12 protein-coding genes, 1 tRNA gene and 1 pseudogene are annotated in these 19,397 nt (G+C 43.0%); 9 read left to right on the top strand and 5 right to left on the bottom strand.

Annotated features, from left to right (window positions below):
• Positions 1-92: 92 nt before the first annotated feature.
• Positions 93-650, top strand: coding sequence for a hypothetical protein (locus FOC32_RS05540; RefSeq protein WP_175966612.1), 558 nt, complete (start codon positions 93-95; stop codon positions 648-650).
• 68 nt (positions 651-718) lie between these two features.
• On the opposite strand, the gene FOC32_RS05535 is transcribed toward FOC32_RS05540, so the two are convergent.
• Complete coding sequence (locus FOC32_RS05535; protein WP_175966610.1) at positions 719-2,599, bottom strand: potassium transporter Kup; 1,881 nt, start codon at positions 2,597-2,599, stop codon at positions 719-721.
• 121 nt (positions 2,600-2,720) lie between these two features.
• Here FOC32_RS05535 and FOC32_RS05530 point away from each other — a divergent pair.
• The 8 genes and pseudogenes from FOC32_RS05530 to FOC32_RS05490 all read left to right on the top strand — a co-directional run bounded on the left by FOC32_RS05530 (position 2,721) and on the right by FOC32_RS05490 (position 11,191).
• A tRNA-Ser gene (locus FOC32_RS05530) sits at positions 2,721-2,811 on the top strand.
• 182 nt (positions 2,812-2,993) lie between these two features.
• The gene (locus tag FOC32_RS05525; RefSeq protein ID WP_004964802.1) at positions 2,994-4,190 is read left to right on the top strand and encodes a tyrosine-type recombinase/integrase; all 1,197 of its coding nucleotides are present in this window, start codon (positions 2,994-2,996) and stop codon (positions 4,188-4,190) included.
• Positions 4,191-4,809: 619 nt separating this feature from the next.
• Positions 4,810-4,989, top strand: a pseudogene (gene acbD, locus FOC32_RS05515) (acinetoferrin biosynthesis acetyltransferase AcbD); the annotation flags it as partial.
• The gene (locus FOC32_RS05510) at positions 4,986-5,357 is read left to right on the top strand and encodes a hypothetical protein (RefSeq protein ID WP_004961737.1); all 372 of its coding nucleotides are present in this window, start codon (positions 4,986-4,988) and stop codon (positions 5,355-5,357) included. The pseudogene acbD and the gene FOC32_RS05510, both read left to right, overlap by 4 nt.
• Positions 5,354-6,589, top strand: a complete 1,236-nt coding sequence (gene actC / locus FOC32_RS05505; protein WP_175966609.1) for a putative ferric acinetoferrin MFS transporter permease subunit ActC — start codon at positions 5,354-5,356, stop codon at positions 6,587-6,589. Before FOC32_RS05510 ends, actC begins: the two co-directional genes overlap by 4 nt.
• Before the next feature lie 9 nt (positions 6,590-6,598).
• On the top strand, positions 6,599-8,869 hold the full coding sequence (locus FOC32_RS05500; protein ID WP_175966607.1) for a TonB-dependent receptor: 2,271 nt from the start codon (positions 6,599-6,601) through the stop codon (positions 8,867-8,869).
• Between the two features lie 52 nt (positions 8,870-8,921).
• On the top strand, positions 8,922-10,148 hold the full coding sequence (gene actD / locus FOC32_RS05495; protein ID WP_005180623.1) for a putative acinetoferrin export transporter ActD: 1,227 nt from the start codon (positions 8,922-8,924) through the stop codon (positions 10,146-10,148).
• 110 nt (positions 10,149-10,258) lie between these two features.
• Complete coding sequence (locus FOC32_RS05490) at positions 10,259-11,191, top strand: IS5-like element ISAba12 family transposase (RefSeq protein WP_175966605.1); 933 nt, start codon at positions 10,259-10,261, stop codon at positions 11,189-11,191.
• Between the two features lie 99 nt (positions 11,192-11,290).
• On the opposite strand, the gene FOC32_RS05485 is transcribed toward FOC32_RS05490, so the two are convergent.
• Genes FOC32_RS05485 through FOC32_RS05470 form a run of 4 tightly spaced genes read right to left on the bottom strand, consistent with a single transcriptional unit; the run spans position 11,291 to position 19,234 of the window.
• Positions 11,291-14,539 carry a type I restriction endonuclease subunit R gene (locus tag FOC32_RS05485; RefSeq protein ID WP_175968159.1) on the bottom strand — a complete coding sequence of 1,083 codons (3,249 nt, stop codon included), beginning with the start codon at positions 14,537-14,539 and terminating at the stop codon, positions 11,291-11,293.
• Positions 14,536-15,585 carry a PDDEXK nuclease domain-containing protein gene (locus FOC32_RS05480; RefSeq protein WP_175966603.1) on the bottom strand — a complete coding sequence of 350 codons (1,050 nt, stop codon included), beginning with the start codon at positions 15,583-15,585 and terminating at the stop codon, positions 14,536-14,538. The genes FOC32_RS05485 and FOC32_RS05480 overlap by 4 nt, the downstream gene beginning before the upstream one ends.
• Positions 15,582-16,949 carry a restriction endonuclease subunit S gene (locus FOC32_RS05475; RefSeq protein WP_175966601.1) on the bottom strand — a complete coding sequence of 456 codons (1,368 nt, stop codon included), beginning with the start codon at positions 16,947-16,949 and terminating at the stop codon, positions 15,582-15,584. The genes FOC32_RS05480 and FOC32_RS05475 overlap by 4 nt, the downstream gene beginning before the upstream one ends.
• Positions 16,949-19,234: a type I restriction-modification system subunit M gene (locus tag FOC32_RS05470; RefSeq protein ID WP_175966599.1), complete on the bottom strand. Its 2,286-nt coding sequence runs from the start codon at positions 19,232-19,234 to the stop codon at positions 16,949-16,951. Before FOC32_RS05470 ends, FOC32_RS05475 begins: the two co-directional genes overlap by 1 nt.
• Between the last annotated feature and the right edge of the window lie 163 nt (positions 19,235-19,397).

Below are 19,397 nucleotides of genomic sequence, written 5' to 3'. Positions count from 1 at the left end.
CTTTAAGTAGCTTTGATTGTGACCTCTTCTTGAGTGTGCAAAGCTATTTGACTACTCAAATTACGTACAATTATTAGCAATGGAGTTAATTTATGAATTCCAAACTATCTAAGTTATTAGGTCTCGGAATATTTACAAGTGTGATCAGTGCCGGCGCCTTCGCTGAGCCTCCTGTACAAGCGGGTGAAACACTTGAAAGCTTGTCTAAAGCTAAAATTAGTACCACTGTAAATGGTCAGCAAGCCTCACTGGAAAGCCTGGTAAATTCTGGACAGATCCGTCTGGTAAACCAGCCAATGTCTGCACCTGCTCAGCCAGGCCAGCAGCCACAACAATCAATGCCAAATCAGCCAATGCCAACTTCAGGCATGCCTAATGCACCTGTTGCACAACCAGAAATGCCGGATACCAATCCAGCTCCAGCCAATCTTGAGTCTGAACCAGCAGCTTCTGCTACAGAACAGGAAATGACCATGGGTGAGGCTGTAGAGCAACCAGCTCTTGAAGAACAGCAAGCTGCTGCACCTGAAGCGGCTGCGATAACTGAACAAACTGAAATTGCGGTAGAAGCTGAAGCCGATCCTTCGGCAGATGCACCTTTAAACGCCGCCCCTGAAATGCCGGCTGAGACAGAAGCAACAGAACAATAATTTGTTATAAAGCTTTCTAAATTTCTCTTCCCTAAAAAAACCAGAGCCTTGCTCTGGTTTTTTTATTTTTACATCTCGATCTGGCTACCCAGTTCAACTACCCGGTTGGTCGGAATCTGGTAGAAGTCGCTGACTGGACTGGTATTACGCTGCATGGAAATAAACAGTTTTTCCCGCCAGGGTGCCATCCCCTCTCCCACTGTATGCATAATCCGTTCCCGGGAGATAAAGAAACTGATCTGCATCAGGTCATATTCAAAGCCCCATTCTGCATACGCATGCTGCAATGCTTCCGGGATATTAGGCTGATCCTTAAACCCGTAATACATCGTGACTCGATAAAAATGCTCACTGAGTTTTTCCAGTTTGATGCGTTCTTCATCACCTACAAAAGGAATATCCCGGGTAATAACCGTTACCAGAATATTGCGCTCATGTAGCACCTTGTTGTGCTTGATATTGTGCAACATCGCATGCGGCACAATGGTCGGGGTTCCGGTCAGGAAAATCGCTTCACCCGGCACAAACTTGGTACCTCCTCCAATTGAAATACTCTTAATAAACAGGTCAATCGGTAGCGCATCTTTTTCCAGACGGTTCAGGACCAGTGCACGACCATCTTTCCAGGTCATCAGAATCGTAAATAATGCCGCCCCGAGCAGAATCGGTACCCAGCCACCTGAGGCAATTTTTAAAGACGTTGAGGCTACAAAAACCAGATCCAGCATCAGGAATGGTGTGGCAAATAACACCACTTTCCAGATCGGCCAGCGCCAGAAACCATAAGCCAGAATGCTGATTAAAATGGTGCCACAGAGCATGGTCATAGTGACTGCAACCCCATAAGCACTCGCTAGGCGGGCGCTATTTTCAAAGAGTAAAATCAGAATCACTACAGAAATAAACAGCATCCAGTTAATGAAGGGCAGATAAATCTGGCCACGCTCTTCGGCTGATGTGTGCTTTACACTAAGGCGTGGCAAATAACGCAGTTGAATGGCCTGATTCACCATGGAGAATACCCCGGTAATGACGGCCTGTGAGGCGATCACAGCAGCTGCTGTGGCCAAACCAATCATTGGATATAAGCCCCATTCCGGAAGCAGCATATAGAAAGGATTTTCCAGTGCTTCAGGACGGCGCAGCAATAATGCCCCTTGTCCGGCATAATTTAGTAACAGACAGGGCAACACAATAATGAACCAGGCCAGACGAATCGGCAGACGACCAAAGTGCCCCATATCCGCATAAATAGCTTCCCCCCCGGTCATGGTCAGAATCACGGCGCCCATGGTCAAGAAGGCTACAAAAGGCTGATCGACCACAAAATGATAGGCCCAGTATGGATTCACCATGGCCAGTACTGTCGGGGTCTGGATAATGCTCCATAAACCAAAACCACCAATCGACAGGAACCAGAGTAAGGTCAGTGGACCAAAAAATTTACCCATGGTTCCGGTACCATGACGTTGCACCAGAAAGAGTCCCGCAATAATTCCGATCGATAAAGGCTCTAACCAGTGATTAAACACAGGCGTGGCAATACTCAGCCCTTCAACCGCAGATAATACGGAAATCGCCGGGGTAATAATTCCATCACCAAAAAACAGCGATGCCCCAATAAAGCCGAGCGCAATCAGGTAAATTTTCTTGTCATCAGAAATACGTGTGGTTCGCAAGTTGAGAGCCAGCAAGGACATGATCCCGCCCTCACCATTGTTATCGGCACGCATGATAATGGTGACGTATTTAAAGCTCACCGTCAGCATGATGCACCAGAAGATCAAGGACAAAATGCCCAACACCGAAGCTTCACTAATGGCAAGGTGCGACGTCAGAAAACACTGGCGTAGTGCATACAATGGACTGGTTCCAATATCTCCAAAAACAACCCCAAGCGCAGCCAGTGTAATTACCGGGAGAGCTGCTTTCTGTGCAGTGCTTTGCATATATCGTCTTCGTTTTTAACAAGCATTTTTGCGAATCATAGCACTGCGCTCAAAGTTTTTCCGCAAATCAATTGTTTCAAGCTTGGCAGACTGGCTTTTTTTCTATATCATCCACGGCCATGGTGAGGTGTCCGAGTGGCTGAAGGAGCACGCCTGGAAAGTGTGTATACGTTTATAGCGTATCGAGGGTTCGAATCCCTCTCTCACCGCCAAATATCATTCCCACGATGTCTTATGGGATCTTAAAAGACTTAAACCACAAGGGTTTAGGTCTTTTTTTTGTCTTATGCTATCTCACAACATCTATTGAAATCCTGTTCCAGTTGGGGGTATAACTGGGGGTACATATTTATACCCCCAATTTTTATACCCCCAATTTCTGCGGAACTTCAAAATGCTTACAGATGCAAAAGTACGAAAGCTTAAACCCCTAGAAAAAAAAGCTCGTTATTCCGATGAGAAAGGTATGTACTTAGAAGTCACACCATCGGGCGGTATGTATTGGCGAATGAAGTTCCGCTTTAACGGTAAAGAAAATATTTTCAGCATCGGTACCTATCCTGAAACCTCACTGGCTCAAGCAAGAAGAATTCGAGACGAAGCTCGGTTAAAGTTAAAAGATGGGATTAATCCCAACGAAGCGAAGAAGCAAAAGAAACAACAAGCTGCTGAAAATACGCTTTTCAAAGCACTTGCTATGGAATGGATGGAAGACCGTAAAGCTGTTATTAAAGAAAATACCTATTTACGTGATTTATCCGTATTTGAAAAAGACCTTTTCCCAGATTTAGGCAATATGCCTATTGATCAAATCAAAGGTAAAGATGTGCTTGCCTGTGCCAAAAAAATCGAAGAACGTGGCGCACAGGAAATGGCTAAACGCTCCATACCTTTAGCAGGTCGTATTTTCCGTTTTGCGATTCGTAAGGGTCTCATCGAGAATGATCCGACACCTCATCTTCATGAGGCTTTAAAACCTCGTAAAGTGAAGCATATGGCACGTTTGGATATTTCTGAGTTCCCACCCTTCCTTGAGCGAATGGACCGCTATCATGGCAATCCAATGATTAAAACAGCCATTCAACTAATGACGCTGACTTTTGTACGCACAGCTGAACTCAGAATGATGGAGTGGAATGAGATTGATTTTGATAATCATTTATGGCGAATACCTGCTGAGAAAATGAAAATGGCTCAGCCTCACATTGTTCCATTATCCAAACAGGCAATTGAACTCATTGAAGGATTACGGCCTCTCACCGGCAATAAGCAGTACGTTTTCTATAACCATAGCACGGCAAAGCCCATGAGTAGCAATGCACTCCTCTGTGTGATCCGTACGATGGGCTATAACGGTAAAATGACTGGTCATGGATTCCGTGGACTTGCATCAACGACACTTCATGAGCAGGGCTATATGCATGATGCAATTGAAATTCAGTTAGCACATCGAGTTGGTAATGCCGTATCTCAAGCTTATAACCATGCTCAACACTTAGAATATCGAATCAAGATGATGCAAGAATGGTCTGATTTTATTGATAGTTTGAGAAATAAAATTGTGCCTTTTCCGAAGCAAAAGATAGGGTAAATAGTCTATGCAATAGGCTAAATTTTGGGCTATTTTGCAACGATGATATTTTTCTCTTCAAAACTTCTAAAAGTTTCTATGGTAGGCTTTTTTTGACATATTAGATTTTTGATGTGGGGAAATATTACATTTGAGACTATTTAAAAATTTTATACATCTATAAAAACTATTGATGGCTACAAGCTGATCATTTTATTTAATGAGAATTATTATTATCTTTTTGTATCTTTACTGAGCAATATTCCTTGTTAAACAAAATAAATTCAATGATTTAGTGTTGTTATTCTAGGTTCTTTTATGGAATTGAAATAGTAAATGATAATAATTATCATTTGTTCTATCTTAACTACAAACTCCCTTGTACTTAAGATGTGTTTCAGGCCTAAAACATTTCGAAAAACAAATTAACTCTTTTGAAAGAGGATATCGACAGATGCATTCACTTGCTAATCGGTTGGCGTTACAACATTTCGTCAATGCATATACGCAAGAAACTGGCAAAGGTCACTTGCTTCATAAAAGTCAGCAATCTCTTCAACTACAGACGTTTAGCCAAGGTTTGACGCTGTTATCAATACCGATTACCTCTATTCAAGCACGTTGCTTTTTCCCTTTATCTTATGCAGCTGTGGTGGCAGAGCTTTGCTATGAAAGTCAACGTTTAATACCGATGCCTGAAAAAACTGCAATGTTGTATTACTGCTTTAGAGAAACTTTTTATCACAAGTTTGGGGAATATTACCAAACATCACAACAACAGCTAGCAGATCGGCCAGCCAAACTCCTGAGTGTTACATGAGCTTATATATCAATGAAATGCATATTTTAGACATGCGCTTTGCGGCGAATGTCTCTGTTGCAGAATTTGAACAATGGTTAGCACGGATTCAGCACTATTTCGAACATAAGCAAAATTTCGTGTTGATCATGCAAACCGATGTAAATACTGAATTTCCTGAAGAATATAGAGCAATCCAAGGCAAATGGTATAAGCAATATAAACAAGATTTTTACCAATATTGCTTGGGTTTTGCTCGTATTGCTCAAGATGAAGAAGATCGTATTCGATTGGATACACCAGCTCTGCACAAAGCTTGGCATGTTCCATATTTTGTGAGCGTAGATAAAGCTGAAGCCACACAATGGGCTTTGCAGAGGTATTTATGAATCAAAATTCATTAAATATTCAGAAAGTCTCAGCCTTGAGCCTGAGTGTCGTGGTGGTTTTATATCTCGCGCATGCCTTACCACTGTATTTTTATAATGTGGCCTTACCTGCGATTCTGCGTCATCAAGGCGTAGATTTACGTTGGATTGGCATGTTGTCGCTGCTCTATATTCCTTGGGCATTCAAGTTTTTTTGGGCACCACTAATTGATCGTTTTTATTTCAAAAAACTCGGTAAACGTAAAACTTGGCTTTTGTTTACGCAAATAGCTTTGGTGTTGGGGGTCGTTGCTTTGGCACTTACCCAATTCGATTACGGTCTTGGTGTATTTGTTATTGTCGGTTTATGGATTTCAACTTTTGCTGCAACTCAAGATATCGCAATTGATGGCTATACGGTCGAAACCTTTTCAGAATCTGAGTATCGACTAGGCAGTATGGCGCAAAGTATAGGTGTTGCGCTTGGCAGTATGGTTGGTGGAGCAGCAACTTTATGGCTGTATGAGCTTTATGGTTGGCAAACTGCACTGATTTCCTTAGCCGCTATGACAGCATTGACGATGTTGGCTATTTTCCAGATTAAAGAAAAATCAAATGTAGAGAAAATCTCAAAACAGCCGCCAAGTCTGATCCGTGCATTTAAACGTCCAGAAATGTTATGGGCATTAGCCTTGATCGTATGTTATCGAATTGTCGAAGCACCGGCTATGGCGATGCTGAATCCGATGCTGATTGATCAGAAATGGTCGTTGTCACAAATCGGCGTGCTGATGTCTGTAATAGGTGCAGGGATTGGATTATTAGCCGCTGTTTCAGCTGCATTTTTATTAAAAAAAATAGCCGCAACACAATTACTGATCTGGGCAGGCTGGGCACGTACTTTGATTTATGCCTTGTTGGGTGCAGCTGTTCTACTCAGTTGGTTTGATCAATGGCACAGATTACTTGGTGTATTTGTAGTTGTCATTCTTGCAATTCGTTATATCGCGATGACGGCGTTATATGCACATTTCATGCAGACCAGCTCTAAAGATCAAGCAGGAACGGATTTTACGATTTTGGTCTGTTTTGAATTATTGGTTTATTTCATTGGTGGTGCGATGTCAGGTTTCTTAGCTAAAGCGTTTGGCTATGGAAATTTTTATTTAATTCTCGCCGCTGCATCCATTTTAAGCGTTTTACTCAGTCAAGTTTTGATTTCTAAAGCAAAACAATCGAAACAACTTATCTAGGGGCTAATTATGAAAGTTCATACACTTTCGACAACACTAACACTTCTAAGCTTGGCAGTAAGTGCCCAGCTTTATGCTCAAACAACTGAGATCGATACCACGATTCAAAATAATGTTGCAGCAGAAGTCCAAAAACCAACACAACTTGCGCCAATTGTTGTAACAGCAACTCGTTCAGCACAAAGTATCGCTGAAATTGCAGGGACTGTTTACAGTATTAGCCAAGAAGATATTGCCAAACAAGCTGCTGCTGGGAAAAGTACCGCCGATATTTTAGGTTTGTTAGTTCCATCTTTAACTCCAAGTTCAGGTACGACCAGTAACTACGGTATGACCATGCGTGGTCGTACAGTGCAATATATGATTGATGGTGTTCCGCAAACGGGCTCACGCGATAGTTCACGCCAATTAAATAGCATTAGCCCAGACATGATCGAACGTGTTGAAGTCGTGTCAGGTGCAAGTAGTATTTATGGTGCAGGTGCTACAGGTGGGATCATCAATATCATCACCAAAAGAGGTTCGGGTGATGGTGTAAATTTTGAAACCAAACTCGGCGTTACTTCAGGTGATAATTTCAAAAGTGATGCTTTAGCTTATGAAGCGTTTCAGTCTGCATCATTTAACCAAGGGGATTGGAGTGGTTTTATAGGTGCTAGCTATACACAACGCGGTGAAATTCAAGATAGTCGAGGTGATCGTGTAGGTCCAGAAGTTGCACAAACAGATCGTCAAGATACTGAAACTGTAGATGTGAATGGTCGTTTAAGCTGGCAGTTGGCAGATAAGCAAAAATTAAGTATCGGTGCGCAATACTATAACGATGAGCAGGACAGTGAATATGGCGCTGATTATGGTCCAGGCTTATCTGTTTTACTTCTAGGGGCAAAACCTAGTCAAAAAGCTGTAAAAGGTTTAGAGCTTGATACTCAACCACGTACTAAGCGCAGTGCAGTAAATGCACAATATGAAAATCAGGATTTTCTTGGTCAGACTTTAAATGCAGAGGCGTATTATCGTACTGAAAAAGGGCGATTCTTCCCAAGTGCAAATGCTTTAGCACATGCATCCATTCCAGGTGGAAGAACATTTATTGTTACCCAATCAGAAACAGATATTGATGTTTTTGGTGCTCGTTTAGCACTTCAAAGTAAACTCAATCTGGCAGAACGTGCATTAAATCTAACTTATGGTGTGGATTACGATAAGGAAAATGGCAAACAAACAGCACAACTTTATGATCTAAATACTTTTATCAGTAGTAATGGTCTAAAGTTTAAGCCCCTAAATAATTATGCTTTTGGTCCTGAGGTAGATACTGAAAAGCTTGGTTTCTTCTTACAAAGTCAATTTGAAGCAACTGATCGCTTAAATCTACAAGCAGGTATTCGTCATGAGCGCATCGATAGTGATGTTAAAGACTCAGTTCCATATTCTGAAGCAATGGTTGCCGATTTCGTTCCAACATACCAAGCTAAAACCTTAAAAGGTGGTTCAGTTAAGCATGATGCAACACTCTTTAATGTAGGCGCACTTTATCATTTAACTGATGCACAACAGGTGTTTGCAAATTTCTCGCAAGGTGCAAATTTACCTGATGTACAACGTATGCTAAGAGATGTCCCTGCAAACTTTGTCGTAAGTAACCAAACAATTGATCCAATCAAAGTAAATAGTTTTGAGCTGGGCTGGCGTCTACAAGATGATGCGTTAAGCACAGGGATCACTGCGTTTTATAACAAATCTGATAAGTCATTGAAATTTGGTCCTCCAAGTTTTGCAATTGAAGTTATTGATACAGATGAACGCGTGTATGGTATTGAAGGTAATGTCAAATATACCGTTTCAGATGATTGGAATGTAGGTGGGACTTTAGCTTATACACGTGGTCAGTTCAAAAACTCAAATGGTAAATGGCAAGAGTTAGATGCAATTCGTGTAGCACCTTTGAAAGCAACGGTTTATTCAGACTGGCAATTCAATGATGGTTTAGGTTTACGAGTACAAGCTTTGGCTATTGATGGTACGGATGAAGCACGTAAAGATGCGATTGCGAATGGTAGTACTCGTCCTCCAGCAGAAATCAAAGGTTTTGCAGTGATGGATGTGATTGCCAATGCAAAAGCAGGTCCAGGAACTTTAGGTTTTGGTGTATATAACGTGTGGAATACGGACTATAAGTCTGTTTATAGCCAAGCAGTTTCAACGGTTTACGGCGATATTTCGAGCTTGGCTGCTCAAGGTCGTACCTATGGTTTGAGCTACACTCTCAAGTACTAATCTTATCCAGAAGGCATCTTTTAGATGCCTTTTCTTTTGATGAATACTACCTATGCAACAAAATTTTAAATTATTGGCTTGGGCAACTCTAGCCAACGGTACTTGTTTTTCAATGATTTTACCTTTACTTGCCCCATTAATTCGTGAGCTTGGCTTAACAGAAGTACAGGGCGGAGTAATTGTTTCAGCGGGTGCAATTTGTATGGCGATTGCATCTATTCTGATTGCCAGAGGGGAAAAAATACAGACTCCTTATCAATTAATGAATTATGGTTTCTGGGGCATGACCATTACTTGGGCTATATTTACAGCGATTCTTTATTGGGGAATACAACAAACATTACCCGTAATGATAGTTTTTGCTTTGTTGGTGATTAGTCGAGCAAGTACTGGTGGTTTTATGGCTATGCCACAAATAGGTCTACAAAGTTATGTCATGCAACATGTCACAGAGGAACAACAACGCAGTCAAAAAATGGCAATGTATGGTGCGATGAATAGTTTAGGTATGATCGTCGGCCCATTTCTAACTTCAGTGTTATTGTTCGGTGGAATTTTATTGCCAATGTGGATTGCAGTTATTTTATTGGTGATTTTTAGTTTGATTATCACAATGTATTTTAAACATGATGAGGGTAAACAAAACACAATATTGGATCAAAAACAGCCTGTAAAAATAGAGCATTCATTTTCATTAAAACCAGCTATTCCTTGGCTTATTTTAGGATTTACTACCTATATGGCTATCGTGACGCTCAATATGACGGCAGGTTTTTATATTCAAGACCATTTTCATTTAAGCTCACAACAAAGTGCGATTTATTTTTCCCAATGTATGCTCATTGTTGGTTTTAGCTTAGTGATTACTCAGATCCTGATTGTAAAAGTACTTCATTTAAAACTGAAAGCTTTGGTATTGGTGGGTACGTTTAGCATGGTTATTGGACTCATCCTATCTTTAAGTGCAATCCATATTTGGATGTTTCAAATAAGTTATTTATTTTATGGGGTCGGAGTGGCAAGCCTTTTGCCTGCATTTACCACAGGGGCGGCTCAATCTGTTACGCAAGCTGCTCAAGTCAAAATGGCAAGTATTTGTACAGCTACTCAAGCGATTGGTCTCATTGTGGCGCCTTTACTGAGCACTTTTCTATATCAGTTCGGCATTCACTTACCTTTTTATTTACTCTTAATATTGATGGTCACAGTGGCGGTCTACTTGTTGATCATATCCTATTCAAATCAGAATACGATGATAAGCAATAAGGTTAACTCCTAAATCAAATATGCTTGAAAGACAGAGAATATTAAATTTTTATGATTGCAGTCTCGTAAGGCTTTGTTGCACAAACCTATCTGTAAAGGCTTTTTCAGCGATATAATTTTCAAATGAAGAAGCCTGCACACAAAATCTACCGCACAACCAATTGGCCCGCATATAACCGAGCACTCATGAGTCGCGGAAATATTGCCATTTGGTTTGATCCTGCTACGCAATGGTATGCTCCATCAAAAGGCAAACAAGGGCGAAATCAAACCTACTCCGACGCAGCCATCCAATGCTGCTTAATGATTAAATCTTTATTCCGTCTGCCTTTACGTATGGTCACTGGCTTTGTGCAAAGTCTGATTAAACTTTGCGGATTAAATTGGATGGCTCCAGATTACACCACGCTTTGTAGAAGACAAAAGCATATTGATATTGTAATCAGCTACCAAAAAAGTAGCGATGGGCTGCATCTACTCATGGACTCTACAGGCATGAAGTTTCTAGGTGAGGGCGAATGGAAACGCAAGAAACATGGACCTGAATATCGTCGCCAATGGCGTAAACTTCATATTGGTATAGATGCTAAAACCCTACAAATACGAGCAGTTCAGCTTACAACCAATAATGTCAGTGATTCACAGGTACTTGGTGATTTACTTAATCAGATTCCACAAGATGAGCAGATTGACTCTGTTTATACCGATGGAGCTTATGACACCAAGCAATGCCGTCAGGTCATTGCAGATCGGCAAGCGCATGCGGTGATTCCACCTAGAAAAAATGCGAAACCATGGAAAGATACAAAGAGTAGCTCGCTAGAGCGAAATGAATTACTTCGAGCAATTAAACGTTTAGGCAGGACACTATGGAAAAAATGGTCAGGCTATCATCGCCGAAGTTTGGTTGAGACTAAAATGCACTGCATCAAATTATTAGGAGATAAACTCAGTGCAAGGAGCTTTGATAGCCAAGTCAATGAGGTTCATGCACGTGTAGCAGTCCTCAACAGATTTACGGAATTAGGTCGACCACTTACCCAAGTTACGCCTTAAATTTGGCTCAATTAGGGGCGCTTTGCCTTTCAAATCTTTGTGCAACAAAGCCCTTGGGCATCAATTTGCATTCTCTTTCCCCCCTCTCCCTCTCTAAAATTACCCACCACTCAACATATCAAAAATCACCCGTGCAAATATGCTGGCTTTCGCCGGATCGGACAGCAACTGCATCATCTGTTCCTGATGTGCCGCACTACTGCCAAGAATGGCATCATCCATCGCTTTCGGGAAATCCCCCAGCATGGCCTGTTCGCGGGTATTGTTGGCGATCTGCTTCATGACAATTTCATTCTCAGCCAACTTGTCACGTACCGTATAGGCATAGTTGAGCATATCTTTATCAGTCAGGTTATCGGTGATAAAGACATCATTCAGACGCTCAATGATCTGTGACAGGAACTCTTCTTTCTTATCGCGTGGCTTGGCTGCACCGAGGTCATTGCCCGGCTCAAGCTGATTGTCTTCGGCATCTTCTTTCAGCTTGATGTCCTGCTGACGGATCTTGGACAAGCGGTAATGGCTCATACTGACATTACTTAGATCCACCTCATCGTCTTTCGTTGCGGTTTCACGCAGCAATGGACGCAAGTTACGCGCATACAGACTGAGCTTCTCCAGTTCTTTGTCATCGTAGTCCACGATCTGCGACATAAACTCGTAAAAACGAGTAAAGCTTCCCAAGTCTTTTTTAAAGATTTCCAGCTTGTCTTTTTCAAGCTTGGCCTCTTTAAAGTCATTGTCGGCATTGGCAATCAGCACCGCATCATTGGTTTTCTTGCAGCGTTCCAGCATATCGCGACTGGTGTTATAGGCTTCGATGGCTTGGCTATAGCGTTTCTGCCAGCGTTCAACCGCAGGCTTGCAGATATTACTGATCGCAGCATTGGATTTGTTCTTGGTAAAGAAGGCTTCTACAAACTGTTCAACTTCCGTCCACAGAAAAATCTTGGTAGCTTTCAGCTTTTCAAACAGGTCAAAGATCTGATCTGGATTGGAAACATCGGCCAGTTCAGCGGTTTGGTAATACGGTTGGAAGGCCGCCAGGATATCTTCAGGATCGTTAAAGAAGTCCAAGACAAAGGTGCCAGATTCCGCTTTGCCCGGATAGGTGCGGTTCAAGCGTGACAAGGTTTGTACGCACTCAACACCACCCAGCTTTTTGTCTACGTACATGGCACACAGTTTTGGTTGGTCAAAGCCAGTCTGGAACTTGTTGGCTACCAGCATCACCTGATAATCATCACTGTCAAAGGCTTTGCGCATTTCCCGACCTTTTAGCCCCGGGTTCATGTTGCGTTCATTAAAGGTCTGCCCGACTAAACCACTGCTGTCGGTATCCTTGTCATTAAACTCAACCTCACCCGAGAATGCGACCATAGCCTGAATAGACTTATAGCCCTGATCCATCACGTATTTGTCAAAGGCCAGCTTGTAACGCACCGCTTCTTTACGTGAACTGGTCACCACCATGGCTTTGGCCTGCCCACCCAATAAGCCCATCACGTTATTTTTAAAATGTTCGACAATGACTTTCACTTTCTGGGAAATGTTGTGGTCATGCAGGCGCACCCACTGATTCAGTCTGATCTTGGCTTTTTTGGCATCGACCTGTTTGTCGGCTTGTTCAATTTTCTGTTTGAGCTTATACACCACTTTATAGTTGGTATAGTTTTTTAGCACATCCAGAATAAAGCCTTCTTCAATGGCTTGGCGCATGGAGTAGACATGGAAAGCTTCCGGCTTGTTTTGCTTGGATGGCGGTAGCTCAGGATTGGGTACACGGCCAAACAGTTGCAGGGTTTTGTCTTTCGGTGTCGCGGTAAAGGCATAGTAGCTGAGGTTGTTACTGCCCTTACGTGCAGCCACCACCGCATCCAGAATATCTTCCGAGGACAGTTCTGTATCCTCACCACGCTCTTCCAGCATCAACACTTCTTTCAATTGTCGTGCCGTAGAGCCGCTTTGTGAAGAATGCGCTTCATCGGCAATCACCGCATAACGTCGCTGTTTCAGATTGGTACTGTTTTCAATCGCTCGCAACACAAATGGGAAAGTCTGGATGGTCACAATGATAATCGGCTGTGAGGTTTCCAGTGCCTTGGCCAGTTTTTCCGATTTGGAGCCATCGCCTTCTTTATTGTTGATGCGTCCGACCACGCCATCGGCATGTTCAAACTGGTAGATGGTGTCCTGTAGCTGGGCATCCAGAATGGTACGGTCAGTGACCACAATCACCGAATCAAACAGTTTCAGATTATGTTGATCGTACAGGGTCGACAGCTGATGTGCTGTCCAGGCAATTGAGTTGGACTTGCCTGAACCTGCACTGTGCTGAATCAGATATTTCTGTCCAGTGCCCTCCTCTAATGCGGCATTGATCAGTTTGGTGACCACATTCCACTGGTGGTAACGTGGGAAGATCAGCAGTTCTTTTTTGTACTTGCGGCCTTCCCAGTCTTCTTTTTCTTCAATTTGCAGATGGACAAAACGTCCAATGATATTCAGCAAATTGTCCGGGGTGAGAACTTCATTCCACAAATAGGCCGTAGCGTACTGATTCTGGTCTTCTGGCACATCATTGCCTGCGCCACCGTCATGCGTGCCTTTATTGAATGGCAGGAAGAAGGTATCTTCTCCGGCCAATTGGGTCGCCATATAGACTTCGTATTGACTCACGGCAAAGTGTACCAATGCGCCACGCTTAAACATCAGCAAGGGTTCAGGCTTGTTGGTTTCCGGGTCTTTCGGTAAGCGGGTGCGTTTGTATTGCAACATGGCATTCTGCACCGCCTGTTTAAACTCGGACTTGAGTTCCAGTGTTGCCACAGGAAAGCCGTTTATAAACAGCACCAAGTCAATCCGCCATTTCTTGGCCTGTTTGCCCATGTCCTGTAACTCGGCAGCCGTAACATACGGGCTATAGACCAATTCTGGCACAATGCGGCAGATGTTCTTTTTGTAATTGGCTAAGGTATCGGGATTTAGCGCATGTTCTGGTTTAAACTGACAGAGGAAAAATCGTGCGCTGCGGGTTTTCACTCCGTGACGCAGCACACCTAAAGTGCCATAGCTACGTGACTGTTCATCAGTGGCATTGATGTCGGCTTTTTTCAGCTGGGCAACTACGGCTTCTAGAAAATGCCGTTCGGAATCTTGTGGAAAGATGCGCTGAAACTTCTGCCAGTCTTGTGCTTGGGTCTGTTGCACAAAATCCAGTACGTCCTGCTCATACAAGGCAGTTTCACGGTTATAGCCTTGTGGCGTACCGAGTTGCCAGCCTTGTACCAACATCTGTTGAATAATATCGTTCTGGAAAATGCTTTCACGGGTAGCGTCCATGATTATTGTTCTCCATCGGCGAGCAAGCGTTGTTTAGCACGTTCCCTCGCAAGGTGTAAGCGCTGTTCCAGGATTTCTTTGGGTGGCAAAACCGTCATATATTCAGCCACATGAATATCCGATTTTTCCAAGTCCAGCAATTCAATTTGTTCATGTTTTTTGGAGGTACAGAAAATAATGCCCAGCGGTGGGTTTTCACCTTCTTCCTGTTCGTATTTGGCCAGCCAGCGTAAATACAGTTCCATCTGGCTTTTATGCGAATGGCGGAATTTTTCAGTTTTCAGGTCAATCGCGACCAGTCGTTTGAGTTTGCGGTTATAAAACAACAGGTCAATGTAGAAATCATCTTCATCAATCTGAATACGCTTCTGGCGGGCAATAAAGCTAAAGCCTGAACCCAGCTCTAAAAGAAACTGCTCAATATCGCGCAAAATGGCATCTTCTAAATCTTTTTCCAGATAGCGGTCATTCAGATCGAGAAAGTCCAGAATATAGGGATCTTTGAGCAAGAGCTGCTGATGTACAACCCCTTGTTCCTTGAGCTGTTGCAGTTCATGCAGAATGGTTTCATCCGGTTTTTTGGAAATCGCGGTACGTTCAAACAGCATTGAACCGATGCGTTCATCCAGCGTTCGCGTAGACCAGCGTTCCTGCACTGCCATGTTGAGATAGAATTCTCGTTTGATGTGGTCATCTATATACATCAGGGTTTTAAGATGCGTCCAGCTTAATTGTCCACGCACTGCATGGACAATGTTGATATCATCAAAAACTTCGGCAAATTTAACATAGTAGTTGAGCTGGGACTTTCCCCAGCCTCGGCCTAATTGCGCTGTCAGGGCTTTGGATAAATTGCCAATGATGTGTTGCCCATATTCTGCCCGTTCACCTTTGAGGATTTCCTGTCGGATACGTTGTCCCACGTGCCAATACAGCAAGGTCAGTTCGGCATTGACGGCTACGGCTGCACGCTGTTTGGCGGCATGGACAAGTAAAACAATATCTTGGGTCAGTTGTGGCAAAGCTAAGCTCGTTAATGAATGCTCACTCATGCGCTTAACTCCGTGTGTGCCTCAGTAACGCTTGGAGCTTGCCAGTTGCGGACGTCAATCTTGCCAGTGACTGCGGCTGAGATGAGAGCGGTTCGGCGTTCTTGCATGAGTTGAATTGCTGATTGCGCCTTATTCATCAAGTATTCATTTTTTATCAAGTATTGATTTAAGTATTTTGTGATAGCTATCTGTTCTGACAAAGGCGGTAAAGCAAATTCAAAATTATTCAAAAATTCTGATGGTACTCGTTTTAGTCCGCCTGCTCCTGTCATTGCACCTGTTCCCAATTCCATAAATTGGTCTTCTTGCAAACGATAGTATAAGAATTGAGTATTAACCTTATGATTCGTTCTCAACACATAAATTTCAGAAGAACCAAAACCAATTCCATTCTTTAAATCACTTGCAACGACCATATTTTTGTTCTCAAAACATGGTGTTACCTTAGCTAAAAGTAAATCACCATTTTTGAAATATGTATATCCGCCAATAACTTCAGAAATAGGTTTTTCTTCATCCTTAATTAGACTACCTAGTTTTAATTTCTCCATTGGGACGAAAGTACACAGTCGATTATCATTGCTTGATACTTCACTTTTCTTCGGTGTTAGTTCCGCAACATATTTAATTTTGGTTGTGTCCCAATGCTCCGGCACTTCCCCTAACCACTCCACACCCGAATCTTTCATCAGGACATTCGGATCGAGTCCTTTGGTTACGGCATGACTAATCACCGCCTGACGTTTTTCTTTCAGCAGTTCAATCAGTTGTTGTTGTTTTTCAATCAGGTGATCGATTTTGGCGGTTTCATGGTCGAGGAAGTTGGCAATAGCTATCTGTTCATCACTAGATGGTAGAAAGATAGGAGAACCTTCCAACTTTTCAGCCGTATAATGAGCAATGGTCGCCTTATTACAAATGATATTAATAAAATCAGTAGATTTTAAGAATTTCATCCAATACAAAAAGTATTTTGAATTATTTACATACTTAGGACGAACACGGTTAATTGCATTCTGAATATAGCATTCTTCTAATTCACAATTCCAAATAGCTGATCTTCCTGCATCACCACCTTCGCTTACTAATACGTCACTTTTTTGCAAAAGAAGTTTTTTACATTCATCAGGTGAAAACCACATTGATTCAACTTGATCAATATTTATTCCGTTAGGCTGAATATTCTGTGCTTTTAAATATAATTTAAGTTCATCTAAACTCGACTTCGGAGTGCTTTGCAGCATTTTCCCTAAAGTAACTAAATAACCATATTTAACTTGAGTAGCTAACCAATGACTTGGAATTTTCCCCAACCACTCAACCCCTGAATCCTTATACTCCGCATACGCCTGATACTTTGCCATTAGGAATGCACCTCTTGCAGCAGCTGCATAATCTCGGCACTCACCGCATCCAAATCCGCATCAATCTCACTTAGGTCACGTGGTGGCTGGTACACGTAGAAATGACGGTTAAACGGAATTTCATAACCGACAATGCCAATCTCACCATCTTTCTCATCGCGCTTGTCGGCATTGATCCAGGCATCCGGCACATGGGGCTGTACTTCACGTTTAAAGTAATCTTCAATCAGCTCTGTGGTGCTGACTTTTGGATTCAGCGCAATGTTCTCGGCATCACGCAAGTCACCATCCTGCACAAACTCGACCACTTTGCCCTGGTAGCTGAACTGGCCATATAGTGGATTTTCCGCCTGTTTCACGACCTTGTTTATCACTGGTTCTGCTTCCGGATTCTTCCAGGTAATGGCATCTAACAGTTGTTTCTTCTCTTTGGCATCCAGCTTGATGTCGGTTTGCTTGAGGGCTTTTTTCAGCACTTCATCGAATTGGTTAAAGTCATCAAACTGCTCAGTGCCAATCACATCCTGTAAGGCTTGCGCTTTTTCCATCAGGGCTTTCTGGAATAGCCAGATTTTGCTGTCCAGTACCTCTTTAGTGTCTTTTTCTTTTAGCTCAGGGAACTCGGCTTTAATCAGGGCACGCACCTCAAGCGCCACGTCCTGCAACTGACCATAGCTTTCAGCTGTCCATGCTGTACCAAAGGCAGTGCCCAATTGCGCATCGATGCTTTGCATCACGGCATTAAACGGTTTTGGCGCAAAACGTAATGCAGCAATTGCGCTATCCGTGATCTGTGCCGATAAACGTAATGGACGTTCAATGGTCACGCGACGGTAGCCAAATTCATGGTTATCAAAAATCTTGCTGGCGAATGGTTTTTGCTGTTCGGTTTCGCCATCATTTGCCAAAGTATCTACCGCCACAAAATCACCGTAATTTTGGGTAATGGTGGCAATTTCAGCTTCAGTCAGATAGTTACGCTTTGAACCCAGCGACTTACGCATTTTGGTACTGAGGTTTGAGGCATTGATCAGCTGTACCTTGCCTTTACGTTCAGCGGCTTTTTTATTGCTGAGTACCCAGATATAGGTGGCAATCCCGGTGTTGTAGAACATATCGTTCGGTAAGGCAATAATGGCTTCCAGCAAGTCGGCTTCTAAAATGTAACGACGGATCTCGCTTTCGCCACTGCCTGCACTACCGGTAAATAAAGGTGAACCATTCAGGATAATCCCGATGCGGCTGCCACTCTCGGTACTACTGGCATCACGCATCTTGCTGATCAGGTGCATCAGGAATAATAGTGAACCATCCGATACCCGTGGCAAGCCGGCACCGAAACGGCCATCAAAGCCTTTTTGTTCATGCTCATCCTTGATGTCCTGTTCGATTTTTTTCCAGTCCACGCCAAAAGGTGGGTTAGACAGCATGTAGTCAAACTGATCCACAGCAAGCTGGTCATTCGACAGTGTGTTACCGAGTTTAATCCGGCTCACGTCCTGGCCTTTGATCAGCATGTCGGCTTTACAGATGGCGTAGGATTCTGGGTTAAGTTCCTGACCAAAGGCACGCATCACGGCATTCGGGTTCAGCTCATGCAGATATTCCATACCAGAAGACAGGAAACCGCCTGTTCCCGCAGTCGGGTCATAAATGGTACGGATAATGCCGTCTTTGGTCAGCACGTCATCATCTTCCATAAACACCAGTGCAGTGGTCAAACGTACGATGTCACGCGGGGTAAAGTGTTCCCCTGCTGTTTCATTAGAACCTTCGGCAAAACGACGGATCAGTTCTTCAAACACCAAGCCCATGTCATGGTTGGATACGTTCTTTGGACTCAGATCCGTGGTGGCAAACTTTTGCACGACTTTATACAAAAGGTTGGCATCATCGAGTAAGCCTGCAAATTCGATGAAGTTAAAGTATTCAAATATCTCGCGGGCATCTTTAGAGAAACTTTGCACATAAGTGCTTAAGTTGGCCTTGATATCACTTTGCCCCATTTTGCTGAGATCCATTGGGGAGGTGTTAAAGAAGGCTAGACCGTTGGTGGCACGCAGCAATAACTTTTCTTGAGCTTCTTCTGGCAGATTCAGCTTGGAGACTTTTTCATGTTCTGCCAGTACCGCCGCCTTGCTTTCTTCCAGTACACACTCCAGACGACGTAACAAGGTAAATGGCAGAATGATGCGGCCATATTGCGATTGTTTGAAGTCACCACGCAGCAGGTCGGCAACCGACCAGATAAAAGAAGCGATTTGCGAAAAGTTATTGTTGGTCATAGTGTTCTGAAAAATCCTGGTTCTTATTTGACGCAGTAGCATCAACTGAAAACTTGCTTACCTTTATCTTACTGAAATTTTGTTGAACTTTTGGAAAAAATAGTGATTAATCACTGAATTGATTTCACTCAGCGACAGAAAATGTCGTTTAAGCATCTTTTGA

It is taken from the genome of Acinetobacter sp. FDAARGOS_724 (assembly GCF_013364475.1).
Lineage (GTDB): Bacteria > Pseudomonadota > Gammaproteobacteria > Pseudomonadales > Moraxellaceae > Acinetobacter > Acinetobacter variabilis.
This window is presented reverse-complemented; position numbering and strand designations above follow the sequence as displayed.

What these genes read in the sequence shown, in the direction of transcription:
- FOC32_RS05540 (WP_175966612.1), top strand. Translation starts at nt 93, where the DNA reads ATGAATTCCAAACTATCTAAGTTATTAGGTCTCGGAATATTTACAAGT.
- FOC32_RS05535 (WP_175966610.1), bottom strand. Translation starts at nt 2,599, where the DNA reads ATGCAAAGCACTGCACAGAAAGCAGCTCTCCCGGTAATTACACTGGCT.
- FOC32_RS05525 (WP_004964802.1), top strand. Translation starts at nt 2,994, where the DNA reads ATGCTTACAGATGCAAAAGTACGAAAGCTTAAACCCCTAGAAAAAAAA.
- FOC32_RS05510 (WP_004961737.1), top strand. Translation starts at nt 4,986, where the DNA reads ATGAGCTTATATATCAATGAAATGCATATTTTAGACATGCGCTTTGCG.
- actC (WP_175966609.1), top strand. Translation starts at nt 5,354, where the DNA reads ATGAATCAAAATTCATTAAATATTCAGAAAGTCTCAGCCTTGAGCCTG.
- FOC32_RS05500 (WP_175966607.1), top strand. Translation starts at nt 6,599, where the DNA reads ATGAAAGTTCATACACTTTCGACAACACTAACACTTCTAAGCTTGGCA.
- actD (WP_005180623.1), top strand. Translation starts at nt 8,922, where the DNA reads ATGCAACAAAATTTTAAATTATTGGCTTGGGCAACTCTAGCCAACGGT.
- FOC32_RS05490 (WP_175966605.1), top strand. Translation starts at nt 10,259, where the DNA reads ATGAAGAAGCCTGCACACAAAATCTACCGCACAACCAATTGGCCCGCA.
- FOC32_RS05480 (WP_175966603.1), bottom strand. Translation starts at nt 15,585, where the DNA reads ATGAGTGAGCATTCATTAACGAGCTTAGCTTTGCCACAACTGACCCAA.
- FOC32_RS05475 (WP_175966601.1), bottom strand. Translation starts at nt 16,949, where the DNA reads ATGGCAAAGTATCAGGCGTATGCGGAGTATAAGGATTCAGGGGTTGAG.
- FOC32_RS05470 (WP_175966599.1), bottom strand. Translation starts at nt 19,234, where the DNA reads ATGACCAACAATAACTTTTCGCAAATCGCTTCTTTTATCTGGTCGGTT.